The following is a 21613-nucleotide window of genomic DNA, read 5'->3' as shown; positions in this document are numbered from 1 at the left end:
ATTACTAAAATAGCCTCTAAAGGAGAGAATATATCACATGACAACAGATAGTGATAATCAAAGAGATGAAATCGGAACCTTAAGTAAAAAGAGTAGGCTTGAACAAGCCCTTAGTATAGGATTTAACAGAGTACCTGAACTTAAAAAGGAAGAAAAGATGCTATATCTAGGGGAGTTCAAGGAGCGGGTTATTCGAAAACTAACCAAAAAGCAGGTTGCTAATTCTTCAGTTTTCCCAGAAATTAAAGAAGCACTTAAAGATAAAAGAACCCTCAGAATGCTAATAAACGGCGACCTTAGTTATAAATTCACAGACAAATACATTAAACTAGCTAAAGAAGTAGGCAAACCATTTACAACGATTCACGATTCCCAACTAAAAGGAGACACCGGACTGGTGGTTATCAGTGATCGAGCGCTTGATATTGATAATATCGACATCTAACGTAGGAAGCCTACCGGGGAAGGTATTAATAGGCACAGTGAAGGAAATAGTCGGCATAATTTGCTGGCTTTTTTTTTGCCCTAAATTGTCTTGACATAATTTTCTCTTTCAACTAATATAAGTGTAATAATAGGTGCACGGTGCACTTAGGTACATACTAGTACTATTAAATTAAACTTTGGCTGTATGTTATATTATAGAGGAGGGGTTTTATGTATTTTCCTGTTTCCGGCGTCGATGTATTACCCATTATTCCACCTATTGTAGCCTTATTTATATCCTCATTAACGGCATCAGCAGGTGTTTCTGGGGCGTTCTTGTTATTACCTTTTCAGATGAGTGTGTTGCATTACACTAGCCCTTCGGTAAGTCCTACCAACCTGATTTACAATATTGTGGCCATTCCTGGTGGTTTGTACCGCTTTATCAAAGAAGGACGGATGGCCTGGCCCCTCACTTGGTCGGTGGTTGCTGGGACTCTACCTGGGGTCTTTTTCGGAGCTTGGATTCGTATCCGGTACTTGCCGGATGCCAAAACGTTTAAACTCTTTGTTGGTTTGGTGCTCTTATACTTGGGTTATCGGTTGCTCTCGGAAGTAATGGGTTGGAATAAAAAAGTTAAAGCGCGCAACAAACTGATGCAGGATAAGTTTGCAGAACAAGTGGCAAAGCTAAAAGAAGAGAACTCTAGTCGTATTGCCGCAGGCCTGCCCGCCGAGGCAGTGGTGAAGACCAAATCTATCTCCTGGAAAAGGATTGAATACGAATTCTGGGGTGAAACTTATTCTTTCGGAACACTGTCTATACTTGTGTTATCCCTAGCAGTGGGTTTAATTGGGGGCATATACGGTATTGGTGGCGGTGCCATTATTGCCCCCTTCTGTGTGGCTGTACTCGGACTACCTATTTATACAGTGGCCGGGGCTGCTATGGCAGGCACTTTTATCACTTCTATTGCCGGTGTTGGGTATTATTATATCTTGGCCGCCTCTGGCCTGGCTGGCGGTGTAGCAGTGACCCCAGATTGGAAGTTGGGTATTCTTTTCGGAGTAGGAGGATTGTTGGGTACTTATGTGGGCGCCCGCGTACAGAAGTTCCTGCCAGATAAAGTCATTAAAGTTATCCTTACGGTCCTCATCCTGTTCGTTTCCCTTAACTATATTAGCCAGTATTTTATAAACTAAGGTTTGTTGACTTGAAGTGAATACCGTTTTTAAGTTGGATATCGGTACAGGGTACGACTCCTACTTGTCGACGTGAGAGTTTCTCAATGCAATGACAAGACTTCGGAAGATATGAGGTGATACCGTGTGAAAGAAGAAGTGCTCAATCCTGCATATGCTTTTATTGCAGGGCGGATTGAAAAAATGTTAGTCCCGACCCTACTTTACTATCTTGCTCAAAAGCCCTCCCATGGTTACGACTTGATACAAAAAATTAACGCATCCGGTTTCTCGGAAATTGAGGCTGATCCGGCCACCATTTATAGAAATCTGCGTCGTATGGAGGAAGACGGCCTGGTCATATCTGAGTGGGAGACCAATCACGCTGGTCCTGCACGGAGGGCGTATCACTTGAGCACCGAGGGCCATAGTGCGTTAAATTATTGCGTACACTTGATTGCTGACAAAGTAGAAAAAATGCAGGCATTTTTGAAGGAGTGCCAGATGCTGGGGGGGATAGATCGTGATTAACCAGCGAACTTTAAACATCCTACATGCTGGTGCCCTGCGTAAACCAGTGGTAGAGTGTGCCAAACTCTTACAGGAGGCTCACCCGGAGGTAGATATTAGCATGGAAACATATGGTTCGCGAGCTTGTGCTAGGCAAGTGAGAGAAGGTAAAGTGGTGGATATATTGGCTCTAGCAGACCCTATGCTCTTTGAAGAACTATTGGGACCGGATTATGTGGATAAATATTACATTTTCGCTAACGATCAAATTGTTTTGGCCTATAACGAATTTTCCCGAGGAAACGGAGAAATCAATTCACATAATTGGTATGATATTCTGCTCAGGGAGGATGTCACATTTGGTCGGTCGAACCAGAACCTCGACCCATGTGGTTACCGTACCCTGATGGTGTGGCAACTAGCGGAACAATATTACCAGCAAGAAGGCCTCTTGGGAAAATTAGATAGCAAATGTAATAAGGAGTGGATTTACCCAAAATCCTACGATCTTGCTTCGGATGTGCTAGTGGGCAAGCTTGACTACGCCTTTGAATACCTCTGCGTGGCTAATCAATTTGGCCTAAAGCATCTGACGTTGCCAGAGAAAATTAACCTATCTAACCCAGCCAATGCCTTAGATTATGGCCAAGCAACTGTCAGCTTACAAGGCAAAAACTCTGGAGAGATGATTACCATAGTTGGTGCGCCCATAGAATTTGCCATCGCCATACCCAAGAATTCAGAGAACCCTGAACTAGCCCAAGCCTTTTTAGATCTAATGCTAGGGAAGAAGGGTCAACAGCTCTTAGAGGATTGCGGATTGATACCCTATTAAAGTGATTTCACATGTTTAGGCTATAAGAGCCCCTAATTACTGTATAATAGATACGTAAGACGTAAGACGTAAGAGGGGGTTACTATCGTGTCAACTAAGACAAACTTTGGGAGAACAATTCTTAGTTATTTAGAAATAGTGCTATTTGCACTCATATTATCGTGGGGTTTACGTAGTGTAGTTGTGGAAGCATCAGTTATTCCAACTCCTTCAATGCTACCTACGATCCAATTACAGGACAGAGTAATTGTCGATAAGTTGTTATTTAAGTTATCCGAAATTGAAAGAGGAGATATTATTGTCTTTCATCCGCTTAGGGAAGTGGATGAGAGTGGAGTACCTTGGATAAAACGCATAATTGCTCTTCCTGGAGAGAAGGTAGAGATCAAAGGTGGAATAGTAATTATTAATGGAACTGAATTATCTGAGCCCTATGAATTGGAGAAGCCTGATTATACTTTTGAAGAAATTATTGTCCCAGAGAATTCATATTTTGTTTTAGGTGATAACCGAAATAATAGTAACGATAGTCATAAATGGGGAGTGTTACCAGCGGAAAATATTATTGGTAAAGCTTCACTTAGATATTGGCCCCTTAATCGGTTTGGCTATTTGGCAAGATAAGTGAACTAATACGGATTGAAAATATGAGAGTAAGGCAAAGGGAAAAGCCGTTGCGGTCAATCAGGCATCTAGTGATAGATTACTGAGTGACCGCAACGGCTTTTTCGGGGTATTCTACTGAAAAATTTATTTAGAATAGAATTATTATCTTCCTTTGAAAACAGGGTTTCGTTTTTCGAGAAAGGCGGTGACCCCTTCCCGTAAATCTTCGGTGCCACAGCAATAGGTTGATTGCACTTGTTCAAATAGTAGCCCAGTCTCCACGCTACTTTCATTAGCCAAATTAATCCCTTTTTTGGCAAAACGTATGGATGCTGGAGGAAAATTTGCCATCTTATTGGCCAGCTTCATAGCCCGCTTATTAAGCTCTTCTGGTTTAACTAAGATTTCAATCAAGCCAATCCGCAAGGCCTCTTCGGCATCGATCTCTTCACACCCCATTATAAGACGTTTAGCCTGGCCAATGCCGACAAGATGGGTCAACCGAGTTGTCCCCCCCATATCGGGTGCTAAACCAAAACGAACCTCTGGAATAGAAAATCTTGCATTATCAGCGGCGATTCTTATATCGCAGCCCAGAATAAGTTCGGTGGCAGAACCATAGCAAAAACCGTGAACTGCTGCGATTACAGGTATAGGCAGTTCCTGCCAAAAGGAGTAGAGGTTCTGCAACCATACCAGATTATCCATAATAAACTCTGAGCTAACACCCTTCAGAAACTTAAGATCAATTCCAGCTGAAAAATGCTCACCGTTGGCATTTATGACAATTCCTCCAAGGTCGCGGTCTGCAATGATTTGCTTTTGAATTCCCTCTAATTCAGAAAGGAAATCCGTGCCTACCAGATTGAACCCTTTGGCATTATCCAAAGTTATGATTCCGATTTTACCATCCTTGTTAAACGCCAAATGTTTTCCATAACTCATTTTATTTCCTCCATCCTCTGCAATCAAATATTCTTTAGTTGTACTGTAATATACTTTACTGGGAAAATCTATGGCTTTTAAGCTATTCACAAAAATAAATGAATAATAATTCATTTATTCTATCAACCAACTATTTCAAGAAAAAGAAAACTTAAGGGCATTATATCGAGTACTTCAGAGAGAATCGTTGCGTTTGACACGAGCCTTAAGCCAGTGAGTGTCAATTCCGCGCTTTCGATATAAATAGACCTAATCCATATTTGCAGAAAGACGTTATGCCGAGAAGATGTAATAAAATATAAATAATATAATTATTCTGAATAGTAGGAATGAGGTGATTGATGTAGAATATCTTTATAGATCGGAAAGAGTGCAAAGGGGGAGAACAAATGAGTGAGGCAATTTTGGAAGCGCGTTCAAGGGCGGGTAATAAATTCAAAGAAGGCTTGAATTGTAGTGAGGCAATTGTTCATACTTTTAACGAGATGCTCGATAAACCTTTGAACTCAGAGGCTTTGAAAATGGCTACTGGCTTTGGAGGCGGGTTAGGGCATGCTGGCTGCATGTGTGGAGCCCTAACGGGCTCGGTTATGGTCTTGGGACTATTTAAGGGGCGCGCAGAGCCAGGAATAGCCAGAGAACCAGCCTATGATCTCGCTAATGACTTCCACAATCGTTTTCTCAAGCAAAACGGGGCGACCTGTTGCCGGGCATTAAATCTTCATGAGTTTGACTCGCCAGATCACTTGCGCGCGTGTCTAAAACTTACCGGTGGAACCGCTAAGTTACTTATGGAGTTTATTCTAGAGAAAGAGTTAGTCAAAGCTGAATTCAGTTGGCCAATAGTACAAGGATAAAAGTATTTAGGAACATTCCTGGTGTGGAAATTGAGATCACCCCATAGGATCTTTACAAAAAGAGAGGTGTTTGCACGCTAAGTTGGGGTGATTCAAAGTATCTTTGGTGGTTAAGAGTATAGTAGCTAGTAAATAGTTAGTGACTCAACAAAGAACGCGCGAAGTAATATCGCACGTTCTTTATTGAGTTTTGGTTATTTTCCAGCTAACGGTATCCTGACTAGAAATCTCGTTCCCCAGGCCCCTGTTTCGATTTCAATTATGCCATTTAGGCTACTTATTGCGTTCTTTACCAAGGAAAGTCCGATTCCATGATTAAGCGTCTCCTTGGTTGTAAATCCCCATTCGTATAATCGGTCGATAATCACATCGTCTATACCCGCACCGGTATCTTCCACACTAATAACAAGATCTTCGCCCTGAAATACAAAGCAATGGACCTCAGCCAACTTTCTTCCATTGAGCGCTTCAAAGGAGTTGTCCAATAAATTACCTAGAATCAATACCAACTTGCCGATTTCGATATGCTCGGGCAAATCACCTAAATAGCAATCTGGATCAAAAAATAGCTTCAAATGGAGTTCCTTTGCTCGGCTATATTTGCCAAGGAGAAGTCCTGCTACGCTGGCATTCTTGATGTTCTTGTTAATAAATCCGATGATTTCCTGTTGTTCTTCGGTGACCTCAAAAATATAATCTAAGGCTTGTTGATCCTTACCCAGTTGTAGCAGACCAGCGATTGTGTGCAGCTTGTTCTGAGATTCATGGTTCTGTGCGCGAAGGGCTTCGATGAATGTCTTAACTCCGGTGAGTTCCTCCGCCATTTTCTTCACCTCGGTTTTATCACGAAAAGTAAAGACAGCGCCCGCCATTTTCCCCTCAATACGAATCGGAAGAATATTAGCTAAAACTAAAGTATTATGGATAACCAATTCCCAGTTTTCTAGGACATCCCCACTTAACATTTTTGTTAGCAACCCCGGTATGCCTACAATTTCTTCTAAGGAAAAACCAATATTGTCTGTATTTATACCAGTGATCCTACGTGCCTCACTGTTAAGTAGGGTGACCCAGCCTCTGATGTCCACAGCAATAATTCCTTCTTCCAGGGCCTGAAAAATTGCGACTCTTTCTTCTACAAGTTTAGCAATCTCCTCGGGTTCCATACTAAACATGTTCTTCTTTATGTTTCTAGCCAAATAAAGAGACCCTAAACTGCCTAAAAGTACGCCTATAAGCAGGGAAATATACAGTTCAAAACGTAGCGCTCGAATAATTTCCTGGATAGTTGGGGTTAGAATACCTACGGACACCACACCGACCTGCCTAGTTCCCTCGTCGGCTTTGATCGGGACAAATGCTCTGACAGCAGGACCTTGGACCCCAATAGAAGGGGAGAGGTATTCTTGGTTTTTCAAGGAAGGTCCTTCATCCCCATCTGTGAAAAGCGTACCAATTCTATCCTGAAGAGGATGGGAGAAACGGATTCGATTCATATCGAAAATGACTATGTAATCCACTCCTGTGGCTAAGCGAATTTTTTCTGCCATCGGTTGAATTAGTTTTGATCCGTCCTCTTGATCAAGATTTTCCTGCACATCTTCTAATTGTGCAACAGTACGAGCAATCGCCATAGCCCGCATACCGATCTCTTGTTCCATAGAACGTGAAACTCGTTCCATGATAACGATACCCACCAGCAGAACAGAACTTAAGACTAACGTAAAAGAAAGTAAGGCGATTTTGGTCCGTAACTTCAAAGGGGTCCTTTTCAAATCCTCACTCCCTAATCTATAAGAAGTTCATTCTACGATGAGATGAATGTCCTGTCCCTATATGATAATATCACGATTCGCTCAAACATAGAATTTCGTAATAGATATTTCCTATGACCAAAATGACCAAAAGTACCAATATGACCAAAAGGTTGCACAATTCAGTCAATACTGATAGTTTAGAATTATCAGAATATACAAATTAAATATAGAGAATATATTCTGAGTCTTGAAGTACCCAACCTGTAGATCATGAGGTTTACACATGACAAAAAAGCTTATCGTCTTATTTCTAGTCTTTTTACTACTTGGAGGGTGTAGTCCTAGGGTCATTGATGAACAGCAAGTCGATAAAAACGAGAAAATTGTGATCAAATTTTCGCATGTAGTCTCCGAGAATACCCCAAAAGGGTTAGCTGCCATACGATTTGCTGATTTGGTAAGGGCAAGAACAGGTGGGTACGTTGAAGTACAAGTTTTCCCAGACTCTATGCTTTATAAAGATGGAGAAGAATTTGAAGCTCTAAAAAGTGGAGCGGTTCAGATGTTGGCGCCAGCTACCTCTAAATTATCGACTATGTTCCCGGAATGGCAGTTGTTTGATTTACCCTTTGCTTTTCCAGATATGACAACTGCACACACTCTTATGGATGGACCGCTCGTCCAAGAACTGTTTACCGATTTACAAGAACAAAAGTTTTTGGGCTTAGCTATGTGGGATAGTGGTTTTAAGCAGTTTACCAATAACACGCGTCCTTTGCGTAAATCGGAGGATTTTCAAGGCTTACACTTTAGGGTTATGACTTCCCAAGTGTTAAAGGCTCAATTTAGTGAACTTGGAGCCCAAGCGTCAGCAATGCCTTTTAACGATGTCTATCAAGCCTTGAAAAATGGGACTGTAGATGCCGAAGAAAACACAATCTCGAACATTTATACCCAAAATTTTTATCACAGTCAAAAGTATTTAACTCTTAGTAATCACGGTTACTTAGGGTACGTTGTACTCACCAATGCTGACTTCTGGAAAAGCATTCCTCCTGAAGTTGCTAAAATTCTTGAAGACACTTTGCGCGAAGTAACAATTTGGGAACGGGAAAGAGCAGGGGAAATGGATCAAAAGCAACTCGTGGCATTAGAGCGAGAGGGTAAGATAGAAATTGCCCACTTGAGTCAAATGGAGCGGTTGCAGTTACAAAAGACCTTAAATCCTGTCTATGAGCTCCTTTCTAAGGAAATAGGACCGGATTTGGTAAATAGAGTAAAGAAAATCCAAGAAAAAGGAGAGTAGGTAAGCCTTCAGAGGGACATCTACCCAGAACGACACAGTGTGAAATTATATTTAATTAGAGGGGGAAAAGGATAAATGTTTAATAAGAAGAAATTATCGGTCCTTTTAAGTATTACTTTGGCTTTATCCCTAACTGCAGTGGGTTGCGGAACCAAACCTAGTGCCACGACTACTGACAAACCCGCAGCAGAAGTCGCCCCAATTGTTGTGAAATTTTCTCATGTTGTTACCGCTGATACGCCGAAAGGGAAAGCAGCTGATAAATTCAAAGAGTTACTAGAACAGAAAACCGCTGGGAAAATGAAAGTTGAAGTGTATCCATCTTCACAGCTTTATGGAGATAAAGAAGAGTTGGAACAGGCCCAAGCAGGTAATGTCCAGATTATTGCTCCTTCCATCACTAAACTTGTTGGGTTGAATCCTAAGATACAATATGTTGACTTGCCATTCTTGTTCCCAGATAACAAGGCAGTCTATAAGTTCTGGGAATCTGAGGCCAATAAGAAGCTGATGAATAGCTTCGATAAATTTTCTCTCAAAGGTCTAGCCATGTGGCCTAATGGTTTCAAACAATTCACAGACAATAAAAGACCCTTGCTCACTCCTGAAGATTTTAAAGGTTTGAAATTCCGTACTCAAGCAGGCAAGGTTTTAGAAGCTCAGTTTAAAGGCCTCGGCGCAGGTTCCGCTACAATCGCGTTCGGAGAGACTTATGCAGCGTTACAACAAGGGACTGTAGATGGTCAAGAAAATACGTTTAACAATATTGATACTCAGAAATATCAAGAAGTACAAAAATACCTTTCCGTCACGAATCACGGTCGCCTTGATTACATCGTTCTCATTAACAATACGTTCTTTAATGGTTTAACTCCCGATCTTCAAAAGGCTGTACTAGAGTCGATGGCTGAAGCCACAAAATTTGAAATAGAACAAGCAGAACTATTGGATAAAGCAAGTCTTGAGAACCTCAAAAAGGGTGGAAAAATGCAAATTACCGAGCTAACACCAGAACAACTTGGAGTTTTCCAGAAGTTAATGGAACCAATCTATGCTGAGTTTGAAAGCATGATCAGTAAAGAAGTTATTGATGCGGCCAAAAATGCTTCTAAGTAATTAGCCAGGATTAATAAGGCCTTCTTCACAGGAAGGCCTTCTCTTTTAGAACACGAATTTTATGCTCCGTCCATATTTACTTTAAAAGACTGAGGTGAAGATCATGAAAAAATTCTGGAAGGCCTTTGCATTTGTTGAAGATGTTACCTCCGGTGGTTTACTGTTTCTAGGAGTCACGGTCATTTTCTACGGTGTGATCATGCGCTATGTCTTTAATGATGCGCGTTCCTGGGTCGATGAAGTATCGCAATATATGATTATCTGGGGTACCTTAATAGGAACTAGTGTGGCTCTAAGAAATAATCATCACATTAAAGTGGATATGTTATTCGAGAAATTCCCAAATAAGGTAAAGTATTTGGTCACTTTATTTGCTCATGCAGTAGGGGTAAGTTTTGGTATATTTCTAATTTATTACGGTGGAGGTTTGGTAAAGTTTACCTATATCTCAGGTCAGTTATCAACAGATGTTGGCATCCCACTTTTTAAGGTTTACAGCATCCTTCCCCTAATGGGTTTCCTCTTAACTCTTCGCTTTTTAGTAAAATTATATGAGACGATTAAAGATAATGGCCAGCAGTGGGAGGCTCATAAGGCGGAAAGGAAGGTGGATCTAGGATGACAGTAGTACTTCTATTCGGCTTATTTATTGCCTTCTTTTTATTAAATATTCCGATCGCCATTAGTCTCGCTATATCGACCATTGTCGTGATCGCGACCACTGAAAATTTCAATATGATAATGTTAACTCAAAGAATGTTTGCAGGCTTAAACTCAGCCCCTTTGATGGCTATACCAGGATTTGTGCTTGCAGGAGTCTTGATGGCTCGTGGTGGGGTTTCTAAATACCTAATAGAGAGTTTACGCTCCTGGATAGGACACTTACCGGGTGGGTTATCGGTCGTAACGATTCTCTCATGTATGATCTTTGCTGCTATTTCGGGTTCTAGCCCAGCTACAGCAGCTGCCATTGGGGCGATCATGTTACCTGCTTTAATAGAAGGTGGTTATCCTAAACGTTATGCGATGGGGTTGATCGCAGCTGCAGGGACCTTAGGCATCTTGATTCCCCCCAGCATCCCGTTAATCGTTTTTGGGGTGACCTCAGATGTATCGATTGGCAAGCTTTTCATGGCCGGAATTATTCCGGGTCTCGTATTAGGCGGTGTTCTCTTAGTCTCGGCTATAGTTTATGCTAAGAAGAACAATTATGGGCGGGGAAAAAAATACTCCATGTCCGAGCGTTGGAAGGCAAGTCTAAAAGCCGTTCCAGCGGCATTACTGCCAGTTCTTATACTGGGCAGTATTTACACAGGAGTTTGTACACCGACTGAATCTGCTGTGATCGCGGTGTTTTACACTATATTTGTCTCAATATTTATTTACAAAGAATTACACTGGAAAGACATTCGGCCTGTTTTAGTAGATACAATTAATACGACTTCCATGATCTTTCTAATCATCTCAGCAGCTATGCTGTTTGCCCTGTTCCTTACCAATAATCAGGTTCCTAATCACGTAGCTAAGTGGATTTCGGACAGTGATCTTAATAAATGGGCATTCTTTTTGGTAGTCAACATTATGTTTTTCGTCATGGGGACTTTCCTTGAAGCAGTCTCGATCATTCTCATCACCCTACCGATTTTGCTGCCGATCATCAGGCATCTCGGGATCGATCCTATCCACTTTGCCATTGTTATGACGGTGAATATGGAGTTGGCGATGATTACCCCTCCGGTTGGCTTGAATCTATTTGTAGTGAGTTCAATGGCCAAAGAACCCTTGGGAGAAGTGGTGCGTGGGGTATTGCCTTTTATTTTCATCATGATTGCCATGTTAGGAGTCTTTATCTTTTTCCCTGAAATTTCGCTTTACCTTCCAAATACGTTTATGAAGTAATAATTTATCTATTTTAGTATGCGTTTTTAAAATAGTGGTTGAGGATGACGATCCTTAACCACTATTTTTTTATCCAGAGACTCTATTGCAATTTAAAGGAATAGAGTAACGAGGGTTCTCATAACTATGAAAGGTTTTCCGTTGTTTATGATGAGAATTACTGCTATAGTACTATATGTACTCCTCAGAAAAGGATCATGGCTGACCTAGATGGAGTATGAGGATTTTTGTTTAGTTTTGAGGAGGGACATATTTGATCCTTAAAGAATTGAACGATTACAGTGATAATGTAGTGAATGAAGTGCATCACCTAGAGCAAATCTGTCAAGAGCATGATAATCTAAAGGGGAGCATTTTTGTTGATACAACTATGAACTTTAATCAAGAAATGAATAGTATATTTCTCATGTATGACGGTGACCAGTTAATAAGTATGTTGACGATGTTTGTGCCAACTGCACACGAAGCAGAAATCACAGCCTTGACATTGCCCACCCAGCGAAGGAAAGGATATTTTAAGGAGTTATTATCTAAAGCCGTTGAGGAACTCATTAAATATGAAATCACGGAAGTTCTTTTTGTCGTTGAAAGTCATGCAATTTCGGGCAAACAGGTTAGCACACACCTTGGAGCTCAGTACGATTTTACTGAATACTCTTTGAGATTAGATCCTAGGAAGTATGTACCACTGGCTAAAAATCGTTTAGAGGGCTTCAAACCGAGTGAGAAGGACCTTAAGAAAATGATCGATACGAGCATGAGAATTTTCGAAGACAGTTACGAGGATACACAAGGGATTATCGTTAATATATTACAATCGAAAATGCGCGACCAATACCTTGGGCTACTGAATGATGAAATTATTGGGATGGGATCATCAAGCCACGATGGGGATGAAGCATCAATATTTGGCTTTGGTATCATACCAGAATTTCGAGGTAAGGGGTACGGGTATGAGCTGCTCCACATGATTGTGGAGCAGCTTAGACAAAGTGGTATACGTGAAATAGTTATTGAGGTTGATAGTAATAACAAACAGGCGTTCAATCTTTATCAAAAGTTTGGCTTTCAAATCGAAACAGCCTTCGAGTATTATCGGAACAAGGCAAGTGAACTGTAATGAAACGCGCCACGATATAATCCACTCTGTGAATATTTAGAAAGCTTTTGTATCCAGTTTGGAAATAAAGGCTTTCTAAATTTCTAAACTTCTAAATCTACAATTGAAAAAAGATTACTTAGTTTCTAGAAAAGTATTTCTGCAAATACTGGATAAATAACATGAATTAGAGTAAAATCACTATGTTGTAAATAAATGAAAAGAGTATATTTATGGTAACTTATTCTTTCATTATGCCTTAAACTTTACCATTTACACTAATCTGGAGTAATGGAAGGAGCATAAACTAAACTATGCGATCTTTTTCGAAAAAGTTGACACATTTTAGTTTATATACACTTATTTTCGGTAATCCCTTGAAGAGCCAAAATGCTGAAGAGCACAAGGTTGGCATCTTGGCTAGTATTCCAATCTTTGGGTCATCAATCATTTCTTCTCAGGGTTATTCAGTGGACGAAATGTTGTATGTATTAGTTGCCCTGGGGGCCATTGGGTTTGCACAAGTGTCCAAGGTATCTTTAGGGGTTATTCTCTTGCTAGTTAGTATCATGTTAGTATATAGAAAAGCCATCCAAAAGTATCCTAAGGGCGGAGGGTCCTACACAATTGCTCGAGAGTTTCTCGGCGTAAATTATGGTTTACTGGCAGGGGCGGGTTTGACTTTAGACTATATTTTAACAGTTGCAGTTAGTGTCAGCTCCGCTGTTGAGAACATAACCGGTGTAATACCTTGGTTAGCAACGACCCCCAATCATAAAGTAGTAGTCATTGTTGCAATCATTATTTTTATGACGATTATTAATCTAAGGGGATTAAAGGAATCAGCAGCTGTATTTGCCTTACCAGTTTATTTCTATCTTTTCAGCGTATTAGCCCTGGTGGGTGTTGGGGTCTACAAAATAGTAGTGTTCGGAGTTGACCCAGCAATGATCACACCACCAATTGCAACGCCCACTCATGCGCTTACTCTATTCGTAGTTCTTAGAGCATTAGCAGGAGGTACAACAGCATTAACTGGGATAGAAGCAATTAGTAATGGAGTTGCAGCCTATAAGGCACCTGCACAAAAAAAAGCTATCATGACCCTGTTTGTCCTTGGTGTCATTGTGGCAGTTGGATTAAGCGGTCTTTCATTTTTAGCTAGCAAATATCACATAATTCCAACTCCACATAACACCGTTATGAATCAGTTGGGGCTAATTGTTTACGGTCAGACTATTATGTATTATATGCTGATGGTTTGTTCTGCCTTGATCTTAGTTATTGCCGCGAATACTTCCTTCGCAGGATTACCGATTCTCTTAAATTTAATGGCTAGAGATGGTTATGCGCCTCGTTACTTTAAAAACCTCGGAGATCGCTTAGTCTATGATAAAGGGATCTGGCTTTTAACGATTATTGGAATCTTGTTAGTCATAATTTTCAAAGGGGACACTCACTTAATGATTCCGTTATATGCCGTCGGTGTCCTTATTGGTTTTGCATTAACTGGGATTGGTCTTGCAAAGCATACTCTTAAACTAAAAGACCGGAATTGGCTTGGGGATTTTGTGATCTTTAGTTTTGGAGGAGTTGTGTCTTCCATAATATTCGTGGTCTTTTTAATTACAAAGTTCAGAGAGGGGGCTTGGATAGTTGCTGTTATTCTGCCAGCAATGATGATCTTTTTCCAGCATGTGCATACTGTATATGAAATTGAAAAAGATGCGATTCATCCTTCGGCCGCAGATATAGAACAATTCACGAATCGAATTGCAGAAATTAATCACCGAAGAGAATCAAGTGACCTGTCTGAGTATCGAAATAAGTCTATCGTACCAGTCTTCGATATCAATAAGGTGGTTCTGAAAGCGTTGCTTTATGCATTTGAATCAACCCCGCTGGTTACTGCAGTGCATGTCGCTTCAGATATGGAACGAGCCGAAAAACTGCGAAAGCACTGGAACGAGAGTAATATTGGGATTGAACTTGAAATCATTGAGTCACCTTATAGAGCAGTTATCAAAGATATTATAAAATATATCGATCAGCTAGAGTCTGATTTGCGCTGGACATCTATCACAGTTGTAATTCCAGAATACGTACCCAATAAAATATTGCAGAATTTCCTTCATAACCAGACGGGACAACTACTCAAACTTCTTCTGCTTCTGAGGAAAAATATCTATGTTACGAGCATACCTTATCACCCACCAACAATGAGCAAAGTAGATTAGAATAAATAGTACCTTATACGAGCACGTGTAATTATTAAACTAAAGGAGATTCTTATGGAATTAATAGCTGGTTTAATTGATTTTATTTTACATGTCGATAAACATCTAGTTGAGATAATTAAGGACTATGGAACTTGGACATATTTGGTTCTCTTCATGATTATTTTCAGTGAAACTGGATTTGTGGTTACTCCCTTTCTTCCCGGAGACTCATTACTATTTGTGATCGGAGCTCTAGGCGCAACGGGTGCCTTAAACTTCAATCTTGCCCTAATACTTCTAATTCTTGCAGCAATCGTAGGGAACACCATAAACTATTTTATTGGTAGGCTACTTGGAGATAAGATTCTGGCCATGAAAGATTCTCGTTTAATCAAGAAGGAATACCTTCATAAAACTCAAGCTTTTTATAAAAAACATGGAGGCAAAGCAATAATTCTGTCTAGGTTTATACCGATAATTCGGACGTTTGCTCCCTTTGTTGCCGGGATCGGTAAAATGAACTTCATGAAATTTTGTTTATTTAATATGATCGGTGGACTGTCTTGGGTCTTGTTATTTATGTTTGCAGGGTTCTTCTTTGGTAATTTTGAACCGGTAAAAAATAATTTTACGTATGTAATATTTGCGATTATCTTTGTTTCATTACTCCCGACTGTTATTCCGTATATTAGGAGTAAATTTAGAAAGTAATTTCTTCAGTGTCTACGTTTACAATCCAGCATAACGTTATATTTGAGTATATTTTCTGATAGCTCTTGTTTCGAAATTGTGGCAAAATCGTTAGGTGGGTTTAAATCGACGTTAGGTGAGGGATTAGAACGACAGGTGTTATCTGAGGTGTCTTGATCGAGATAGCCGGAGTTTTTAAGCACAATATATGCTGCTCTCAGTTTACGGGGTAAAAAGTATAAGCTCTCAATCTTTACCGGTCTTCCTGTACCGGGAAGGTTTTTAAAATCTCCCCTAGCTATAGCCTCTAATATTCTTCGTTCAGTGAGAGTACCGAAGATATCCTTCATGTTGCTATCCCCCCTCGCAATAATTTTAATCCGTCGTGAGACTCTCCCAACGAAGTTCGATGTTCAACTTTAGTTGAACAAGTTCACTTAGGCAGTGTATTATATGATGACTAGGAATAAAATGTTCGAACAAATAAGAAATTTAGGCACAGAAAATTGTTATCTCAAAAAAATAATTCACCCGTTAGATAGGGACTAAGATGCTAATAATTGAGGCAAAATGATATAGATGCAAAAATTTCTTTTGAATTGAAAATAGTAAGGAGAGAATTTGTGAAAAAATCATTAGTCTATATCACATCCTTGTCGCTATGTATTGCTTTAAACCTTAGTGGCTGCGGAAGTCAAACTATACCTACGAGCGATAAACAGTCTTCAAACGTGGAGAACCCTCCTGCTCAGCAGGCTGTAGCTGTTCCTGTTCCCGTCTATGAGCGAATAGAGATTATATCATCGCCGGACGAGGCAAAACAACTCCTTATAGATGGAAACGAGCGTTTCACGTCCGGTAAGCCCTTGAGTAAGGACCTCAGTTCCACAAGACGAGGGGATTTAATGAAGAACGGGCAGCACCCGTTTGCGGTCATTGTTAGTTGTTCAGATTCGAGGGTTCCACCTGAACTGCTGTTTGATCAGGCGCTAGGTGACTTATTTGTTGTACGTGTGGCTGGAAATGTTATAACCCCAGTCGAATTAGGAAGCATTGAATATGCTGTTGAACACCTTAAGACTCCCTTGGTCGTAGTTCTTGGGCATGAGGAATGTGGAGCGGTCACTGCTGCAGTGCAGGGAGGAACAACACACGGAAGTATTGGTGCTATTATCGAAAAAATAAAGCCTTCTGTCGATAGTGCAAAAGCTATGGGTTTAACTGGAAGAGATTTAATTGAAATGAGTACAGACCTTAATATGCAAAACGCCCTGAAGGATATCTCCAAGAGTCCCATTATTAAAGAGGGTGTTGAAGTGAGACAAGTAAAAATGATAGGTATTAAGTATGATCTAGATGAGGGGATTTTACAGTTTAGTAATGAGTAACTTAACTCATTATAAGTAAGCTAGACCGTGTTTCTAACGCTCTAGCTTTTTGTTTGTTTTCCCCATTTGAATCCTCTCTTAGAATGTAATAAGATATGATTTAGTTATTGATGTCACTCATTGCCTTAATGTTTGCTTTAAAAGAATGTAAATTATTTTTCTAAATAACGCACAAGGATAAGGTGAGTATTATGCCACTACCTGAGAATAACTTATTGTTTGGGTTTGCACCAAAATTGACAGTCGAACAGCAAGAATATGTTAACGCGATATTTGATCATCAATTAGTCATGGTAAACGCCAAAGCAGGAACTGGAAAAACAACTCTGGCGGTGGCATGCGCAAAGATTTTCAAAAAGCCATTAACCTATATTTTTAACCCCGTACAAGAATCCTCAATGGGATTTAGACCTGGTACACAGTCCGAGAAGGAAAGTATCTATCATCAACCGCTTATAGACGCTCTTTTGGAGATCAATGAAAACCCCGTTCAGTGTGTCTATAATGAAGAAGTTTTGGCTAATGAAGCACTTCGAAGAAAGGTAACTGTAAAGCGAGCGATGGATAACATATGGTGTTACCCTAAAAGTCCCTTATTCCTGAGAGGAACTAACCTCAAAGACATGACTATTATCATTGATGAATGTCAGAATTTCACGATTATGGAATTACGCAAAATATTTACGCGCATCCATGATTCATGTAAAGTCATTTGTATCGGGCATTCAGGACAAGTAGATATTCCCGTTTCGAAAAGTGGTTTTGTCCCGTATATGGAACACTTTAAGGATCAGCCTTATTGCAAGATCCTTACATTGACTAAGAACTTTCGTGGGGAATTGGCAAATTGGGCAGATACCCTAAAATGAGTGCCTTACATATTTGTACAGCAAGGATTATTATACTCTAGTGTTTAGATTAGAAAAAGTGATGGAGGATTGTAGATTGTATGGGATCACAAGCAGTTAAACGAATTTACGTTGAAAAAAGGCCCGGCTATGATATTGAAGCTCAAGGTCTCTATAGTGATGTATTAGAAAATCTAGGCATCAAAGGGTTAGAAGGTTTAAGAATCGTTAACCGTTATGATATTTCTGGGATTACGGATGAGGAATATACTAAGTCCCTTCCGATTATTTTTGCCGAGCCTCCGCTGGATTTGGTGTTTGAGGAGCACCTTGAGATTCCTAGTGAAGACCTGATTTTTGGGATGGAATACCTACCAGGGCAATATGATCAGCGGGCGGATTCTGCTGCTCAATGCGTTCAAATTTTAACCCAGAAAGATCGACCTAATATTGCTTCGGCTAAAGTTATCATAATTAAGGGTCAAATTTCCGTAGAAGATTTCCAGAGGATCAAAGATTATTGTATTAACCCGGTCGAATCGCGGGAAGCTTCTTTAGAAAAACCAGAAAGTCTGGAATTCGAGCCAGTAATTCCGCCTGATGTAGAAATAATTGATCGTTTTATTGAGAAAACGCCTGATCAGTTGCAAGTGTTTTTCCAAGAAACTGGTTTAGCAATGAGTTATGAAGATTTAGCGTTCTGTCAGAGCTATTTCCGAGATACGGAGAAACGGAATCCGACGATAACGGAGATCCGTGTGATTGATACTTACTGGTCAGATCATTGTCGCCATACGACGTTTAATACTCAGATTGAAGAAGTTTCTATTGCGGAAGGGGATTTTGCCCACCCACTAACAATTGCTTACCAGGAATACCTCACATCTAGGAAGTATGTCTATGGTGAAAACACAACGGATAGAGATCTCTGCCTCATGGATATCGGTGTAATAGGCGTGAAAGAACTGAGGAAGAGAGGGCTTTTAGCGGACCTCGATGAATCGGATGAGATCAATGCCTGTAGTATTGTCGTGAATGCCGATATCAACGGCGCTAACGAAGAATGGCTAGTGATGTTTAAGAATGAGACCCATAATCATCCTACAGAAATTGAACCATTCGGAGGGGCAGCTACCTGTTTAGGGGGAGCCATACGTGATCCTTTATCTGGCCGCACTTACGTTTACCAGGCCATGCGTGTGACCGGGAGCGGGGACCCTAGGGCAAAGCTAAAAGATACATTATCCGGAAAGTTGCCGCAAAGAAAGATCACCAGAGGTGCGGCGTCGGGATACAGTTCCTACGGTAATCAAATCGGAATTGCCACTGGACAAGTTACAGAATTCTATCATGAAGGCTTTGTTGCTAAACGGATGGAAATTGGAGCTGTGATTGCGGCTGCTCCCCGTAAAAACGTGGTGCGCATAGTTCCTGAAGCCGGGGATGTTGTGGTTTTGGTCGGTGGAAGAACTGGCCGGGATGGGTGTGGCGGGGCCACGGGCTCTTCGAAAGAACACACCTGCGAGTCCTTACAGACCTGTGGAGCAGAAGTGCAAAAAGGAAACCCTCCTACAGAGCGCAAGATCCAAAGACTCTTTCGTAATCCGAATGTAAGTACCCTCATTAAACGATGTAATGATTTCGGGGCCGGTGGCGTTTCCGTAGCCATCGGAGAATTAACGGAGGGCTTAGAAATCAATCTCGACAGTGTTCCCAAAAAGTATGATGGTCTTGACGGAACTGAACTTGCAATTTCTGAATCTCAGGAACGGATGGCAGTTGTAATTTCAGCTCAAGACCTGGAATCGTTTGTCAGATATGCACAGGAGGAAAACCTTGAAGCCACTTTAGTAGCCAAGGTGAGTGACAATCTCAGACTAAAGATGCTCTGGAGAGGAAAGGCGATAGTCGATGTCAGTAGGGAGTTTCTCAACACTAATGGAGTTAAGCAGAAAACTAAGGTTCAGGTGAATCTTCCTGACGCTGACCACAACTACTTTAAGAAGCTCGCAGAAACAGTCGAGCAAAAATTAGAGATGGTTTCCAACGATGCTTCCATTATTAAAGAGGCCTGGTTGGTCAACTTAGAAGACTTAAATGTCTGTAGTCAAAAAGGGTTAGTTGAGAGGTTTGACAGTAGTATCGGGATGTCCTCTGTCTTGATGCCGTTGGGTGGTAAGTATCAAACGACCCCGGCAGAAGGCATGGTGGCAAAACTCCCAGTGATGACTGGGGAAACCAATACTGCGACCATGATGACCTATGGTTATAATCCACAATTGGCTATGTGGAGTCCGTTTCACGGCGCTTTATATGCTGTTGTAGATGCTGTCACCAAGATTGTGGCTCTAGGAGGGGACTATCGCCAAGTCAGGCTTACTCTACAAGAGTATTTTGAAAAACTGGGGACTGATCCTGAAAAATGGGGGAAACCCTTTAGTGCATTACTCGGAGCATTCTATGCTCAGAAAAAACTAGGCATACCTGCCATCGGAGGCAAAGACAGTATGTCCGGTACCTTCATGGATTTGAACGTTCCTCCAACCTTGGTCGCCTTTGCTGTTAATGTTACTCGTGCAGATTTGGTTATGTCCCAAGAGTTTAAAAGAAGTGGTAGTCAAGTTGTTTTGGTATTGGCTAAGCGCGATGAACGTGAAGTCCCAGATTTTGAACTCCTAATAAAGAACTACCAAAAGATTAATGAGTTGATCCATTCGGGAAAAGTCTTGGCAACGCATACCGTTAGAATGGGAGGAGTGGCTGCTGCTCTCAGCAAGATGTCGTTTGGCAATCGTCTTGGGATAGCTTTTAACGGTCAGATTGATTGCAAGAGTTTATTTTCAGTGGACTATGGTTCAATCGTCTTAGAAATCGAAGGACAAGTTAATTTAGATGAGGTTTTTGGTGAGGTAGAGTATCAATTGCTTGGTATCACTCAGGAAAAACCAGTGATTATGGTTAATGGCGTAGATATTGAGCTGGATATTGCGTTACAGACATGGGAAAAGCCCCTAGATAAAATATTCCCCACACAGACGGATAAAGTTGTTGATCCGGTTGTGTTAAGTTATGCCAGACGTAATACTCAAAAGGCTTCAATAAAAGTGGCTAAGCCAAGAATCTTTATTCCGGTATTTCCAGGCACTAACTGCGAATACGATTCGGCCAGGGCCTTTGAGAATGCTGGCGGATTAGTAGATACTCTGGTGATCAGAAACTTAACGGCAGAAGATGTAGAACAATCCATCCAAGAGATGGCTAAAAAAATAGGGCAGGCTCAAATTGTCATGCTCCCGGGTGGCTTCAGTGCCGGAGATGAACCAGACGGTTCTGGCAAATTTATTGCCACTATGTTCAGAAATCCTCGGATTAACGAAGCCGTGTCAGAGCTAACAAAACAGCGCGACGGATTAATGTTGGGGATTTGCAATGGATTTCAAGCGCTGATAAAACTAGGCCTCGTTCCGTACGGAGAAATCAGAGCTTTGGCTGAGGATTCTCCGACCCTCACGTATAACAAAATAGGGCGTCACATTTCCTGCATGGTTCAGACTAAAGTTGTTTCTACCTTATCTCCTTGGTTTAGTGGGGTTGACCTCGGTGAAATTCATACTGTGCCAATCTCACACGGAGAGGGCCGTTTTGTCGCTTCAAACGAAGTGATCCAGACGTTGATTTCTAATGGCCAAATTGCTACACAATATGTCGATTTTGACGGGAACCCAAGCAATGATATTCTCTATACTCCAAACGGTTCTTACGAGGCAATTGAAGGGATCACTAGCCCGGATGGACGTATTTTAGGAAAGATGGCCCATTCCGAAAGAAGTGGAAAGGGAGTAGCTATAAATGTCCCTGGGAATCAGTATCAACCTATTTTCACGGGTGGAGTAAATTACTTCCGAGGATAAATCTCTTTGAATCATGAGG

General features: G+C 41.0%; 19 protein-coding genes. 16 read left to right on the top strand and 3 right to left on the bottom strand.

All coding sequences use genetic code 11. The features are described from left to right. Positions 1-37 precede the first annotated feature (37 nt). From E4K67_RS21690 to lepB, 5 genes are all read left to right on the top strand, one after another. Entirely contained in the window at positions 38-445 is a 408-nt protein-coding gene (locus E4K67_RS21690; protein ID WP_135550553.1) for a YueI family protein, read from the top strand. Positions 446-657: 212 nt separating this feature from the next. After that, positions 658-1629 (top strand): sulfite exporter TauE/SafE family protein, encoded by a 972-nt coding sequence (locus E4K67_RS21685; protein WP_135550551.1) that lies wholly within the window; start codon positions 658-660, stop codon positions 1627-1629. Positions 1630-1755: 126 nt separating this feature from the next. Beyond that, positions 1756-2139: a PadR family transcriptional regulator gene (locus E4K67_RS21680; RefSeq protein WP_135550549.1), complete on the top strand. Its 384-nt coding sequence runs from the start codon at positions 1756-1758 to the stop codon at positions 2137-2139. Continuing rightward, positions 2132-2953, top strand: coding sequence for an extracellular solute-binding protein (locus tag E4K67_RS21675; protein WP_135550547.1), 822 nt, complete (start codon positions 2132-2134; stop codon positions 2951-2953). The genes E4K67_RS21680 and E4K67_RS21675 overlap by 8 nt, the downstream gene beginning before the upstream one ends. Positions 2954-3040: 87 nt before the next feature. Continuing rightward, positions 3041-3577: a signal peptidase I gene (gene lepB, locus E4K67_RS21670; RefSeq protein ID WP_135550545.1), complete on the top strand. Its 537-nt coding sequence runs from the start codon at positions 3041-3043 to the stop codon at positions 3575-3577. A 144-nt stretch (positions 3578-3721) separates the two neighbouring features. Here lepB and E4K67_RS21665 read toward each other — a convergent pair whose 3' ends face one another. Beyond that, on the bottom strand, positions 3722-4504 hold the full coding sequence (locus E4K67_RS21665) for an enoyl-CoA hydratase/isomerase family protein (protein ID WP_135550543.1): 783 nt from the start codon (positions 4502-4504) through the stop codon (positions 3722-3724). A 389-nt stretch (positions 4505-4893) separates the two neighbouring features. Between E4K67_RS21665 and E4K67_RS21660 the strand changes: the two genes are divergently transcribed. Then, positions 4894-5361 (top strand): C-GCAxxG-C-C family (seleno)protein, encoded by a 468-nt coding sequence (locus tag E4K67_RS21660; RefSeq protein ID WP_135550541.1) that lies wholly within the window; start codon positions 4894-4896, stop codon positions 5359-5361. A 194-nt stretch (positions 5362-5555) separates the two neighbouring features. Here E4K67_RS21660 and E4K67_RS21655 read toward each other — a convergent pair whose 3' ends face one another. Beyond that, the gene (locus tag E4K67_RS21655) at positions 5556-7136 is read right to left on the bottom strand and encodes an ATP-binding protein (RefSeq protein WP_135550539.1); all 1581 of its coding nucleotides are present in this window, start codon (positions 7134-7136) and stop codon (positions 5556-5558) included. 265 nt (positions 7137-7401) lie between these two features. Between E4K67_RS21655 and E4K67_RS21650 the strand changes: the two genes are divergently transcribed. The 7 genes from E4K67_RS21650 (at position 7402) to E4K67_RS21620 (ending at position 15468) form a co-directional block, all read left to right on the top strand. Then, on the top strand, positions 7402-8424 hold the full coding sequence (locus E4K67_RS21650; protein ID WP_135550537.1) for a DctP family TRAP transporter solute-binding subunit: 1023 nt from the start codon (positions 7402-7404) through the stop codon (positions 8422-8424). A 75-nt stretch (positions 8425-8499) separates the two neighbouring features. Next, positions 8500-9540 (top strand): DctP family TRAP transporter solute-binding subunit, encoded by a 1041-nt coding sequence (locus E4K67_RS21645; protein WP_135550535.1) that lies wholly within the window; start codon positions 8500-8502, stop codon positions 9538-9540. A gap of 103 nt (positions 9541-9643) precedes the next feature. Beyond that, positions 9644-10162, top strand: coding sequence for a TRAP transporter small permease (locus E4K67_RS21640; RefSeq protein ID WP_135550533.1), 519 nt, complete (start codon positions 9644-9646; stop codon positions 10160-10162). Then, positions 10159-11439, top strand: a complete 1281-nt coding sequence (locus tag E4K67_RS21635; RefSeq protein ID WP_135550531.1) for a TRAP transporter large permease — start codon at positions 10159-10161, stop codon at positions 11437-11439. The genes E4K67_RS21640 and E4K67_RS21635 overlap by 4 nt, the downstream gene beginning before the upstream one ends. Positions 11440-11692: 253 nt before the next feature. After that, the gene (locus E4K67_RS21630) at positions 11693-12559 is read left to right on the top strand and encodes a GNAT family N-acetyltransferase (RefSeq protein ID WP_243454577.1); all 867 of its coding nucleotides are present in this window, start codon (positions 11693-11695) and stop codon (positions 12557-12559) included. Positions 12560-12852: 293 nt separating this feature from the next. After that, a complete protein-coding gene (locus E4K67_RS21625; RefSeq protein ID WP_135550529.1) occupies positions 12853-14775 on the top strand; it encodes an APC family permease in 1923 nt (640 codons plus the stop codon). 54 nt (positions 14776-14829) lie between these two features. Next, positions 14830-15468, top strand: a complete 639-nt coding sequence (locus E4K67_RS21620) for a DedA family protein (protein WP_135550527.1) — start codon at positions 14830-14832, stop codon at positions 15466-15468. 5 nt (positions 15469-15473) lie between these two features. Here the strand turns inward: E4K67_RS21620 and E4K67_RS21615 are convergent, their stop codons facing one another. After that, a complete protein-coding gene (locus E4K67_RS21615) occupies positions 15474-15797 on the bottom strand; it encodes a DnaJ family domain-containing protein (protein WP_135550521.1) in 324 nt (107 codons plus the stop codon). A 273-nt stretch (positions 15798-16070) separates the two neighbouring features. On the opposite strand from E4K67_RS21615, the gene E4K67_RS21610 reads away from it, so the two are divergent. The 3 genes from E4K67_RS21610 to E4K67_RS21600 all read left to right on the top strand — a co-directional run bounded on the left by E4K67_RS21610 (position 16071) and on the right by E4K67_RS21600 (position 21594). Continuing rightward, entirely contained in the window at positions 16071-16835 is a 765-nt protein-coding gene (locus E4K67_RS21610; protein WP_135550519.1) for a carbonic anhydrase, read from the top strand. Between the two features lie 191 nt (positions 16836-17026). After that, positions 17027-17704, top strand: a complete 678-nt coding sequence (locus E4K67_RS21605) for a PhoH family protein (RefSeq protein ID WP_135550692.1) — start codon at positions 17027-17029, stop codon at positions 17702-17704. An 80-nt stretch (positions 17705-17784) separates the two neighbouring features. Continuing rightward, the gene (locus E4K67_RS21600) at positions 17785-21594 is read left to right on the top strand and encodes a phosphoribosylformylglycinamidine synthase (RefSeq protein ID WP_135550517.1); all 3810 of its coding nucleotides are present in this window, start codon (positions 17785-17787) and stop codon (positions 21592-21594) included. Positions 21595-21613: the final 19 nt, after the last annotated feature.

Origin of the sequence: Desulfosporosinus fructosivorans (assembly GCF_004766045.1) — a bacterium.
Classification (GTDB): domain Bacteria; phylum Bacillota; class Desulfitobacteriia; order Desulfitobacteriales; family Desulfitobacteriaceae; genus Desulfosporosinus; species Desulfosporosinus fructosivorans.
The sequence above is the reverse complement of the archived record's forward strand: the minus strand, read 5'-3'. Positions and strand labels throughout refer to the sequence as shown.

Excerpts from the sequence above, each read along its gene's own strand:
- E4K67_RS21685 (WP_135550551.1), top strand. The coding sequence starts at position 658 with ATGTATTTTCCTGTTTCCGGCGTCGATGTATTACCCATTATTCCACCT.
- E4K67_RS21665 (WP_135550543.1), bottom strand. The coding sequence starts at position 4,504 with ATGAGTTATGGAAAACATTTGGCGTTTAACAAGGATGGTAAAATCGGA.
- E4K67_RS21640 (WP_135550533.1), top strand. The coding sequence starts at position 9,644 with ATGAAAAAATTCTGGAAGGCCTTTGCATTTGTTGAAGATGTTACCTCC.
- E4K67_RS21645 (WP_135550535.1), top strand. The coding sequence starts at position 8,500 with ATGTTTAATAAGAAGAAATTATCGGTCCTTTTAAGTATTACTTTGGCT.
- E4K67_RS21600 (WP_135550517.1), top strand. The coding sequence starts at position 17,785 with ATGGGATCACAAGCAGTTAAACGAATTTACGTTGAAAAAAGGCCCGGC.
- E4K67_RS21635 (WP_135550531.1), top strand. The coding sequence starts at position 10,159 with ATGACAGTAGTACTTCTATTCGGCTTATTTATTGCCTTCTTTTTATTA.
- E4K67_RS21625 (WP_135550529.1), top strand. The coding sequence starts at position 12,853 with ATGCGATCTTTTTCGAAAAAGTTGACACATTTTAGTTTATATACACTT.
- E4K67_RS21690 (WP_135550553.1), top strand. The coding sequence starts at position 38 with ATGACAACAGATAGTGATAATCAAAGAGATGAAATCGGAACCTTAAGT.
- E4K67_RS21620 (WP_135550527.1), top strand. The coding sequence starts at position 14,830 with ATGGAATTAATAGCTGGTTTAATTGATTTTATTTTACATGTCGATAAA.
- E4K67_RS21605 (WP_135550692.1), top strand. The coding sequence starts at position 17,027 with ATGCCACTACCTGAGAATAACTTATTGTTTGGGTTTGCACCAAAATTG.
- E4K67_RS21660 (WP_135550541.1), top strand. The coding sequence starts at position 4,894 with ATGAGTGAGGCAATTTTGGAAGCGCGTTCAAGGGCGGGTAATAAATTC.
- E4K67_RS21650 (WP_135550537.1), top strand. The coding sequence starts at position 7,402 with ATGACAAAAAAGCTTATCGTCTTATTTCTAGTCTTTTTACTACTTGGA.
- E4K67_RS21615 (WP_135550521.1), bottom strand. The coding sequence starts at position 15,797 with ATGAAGGATATCTTCGGTACTCTCACTGAACGAAGAATATTAGAGGCT.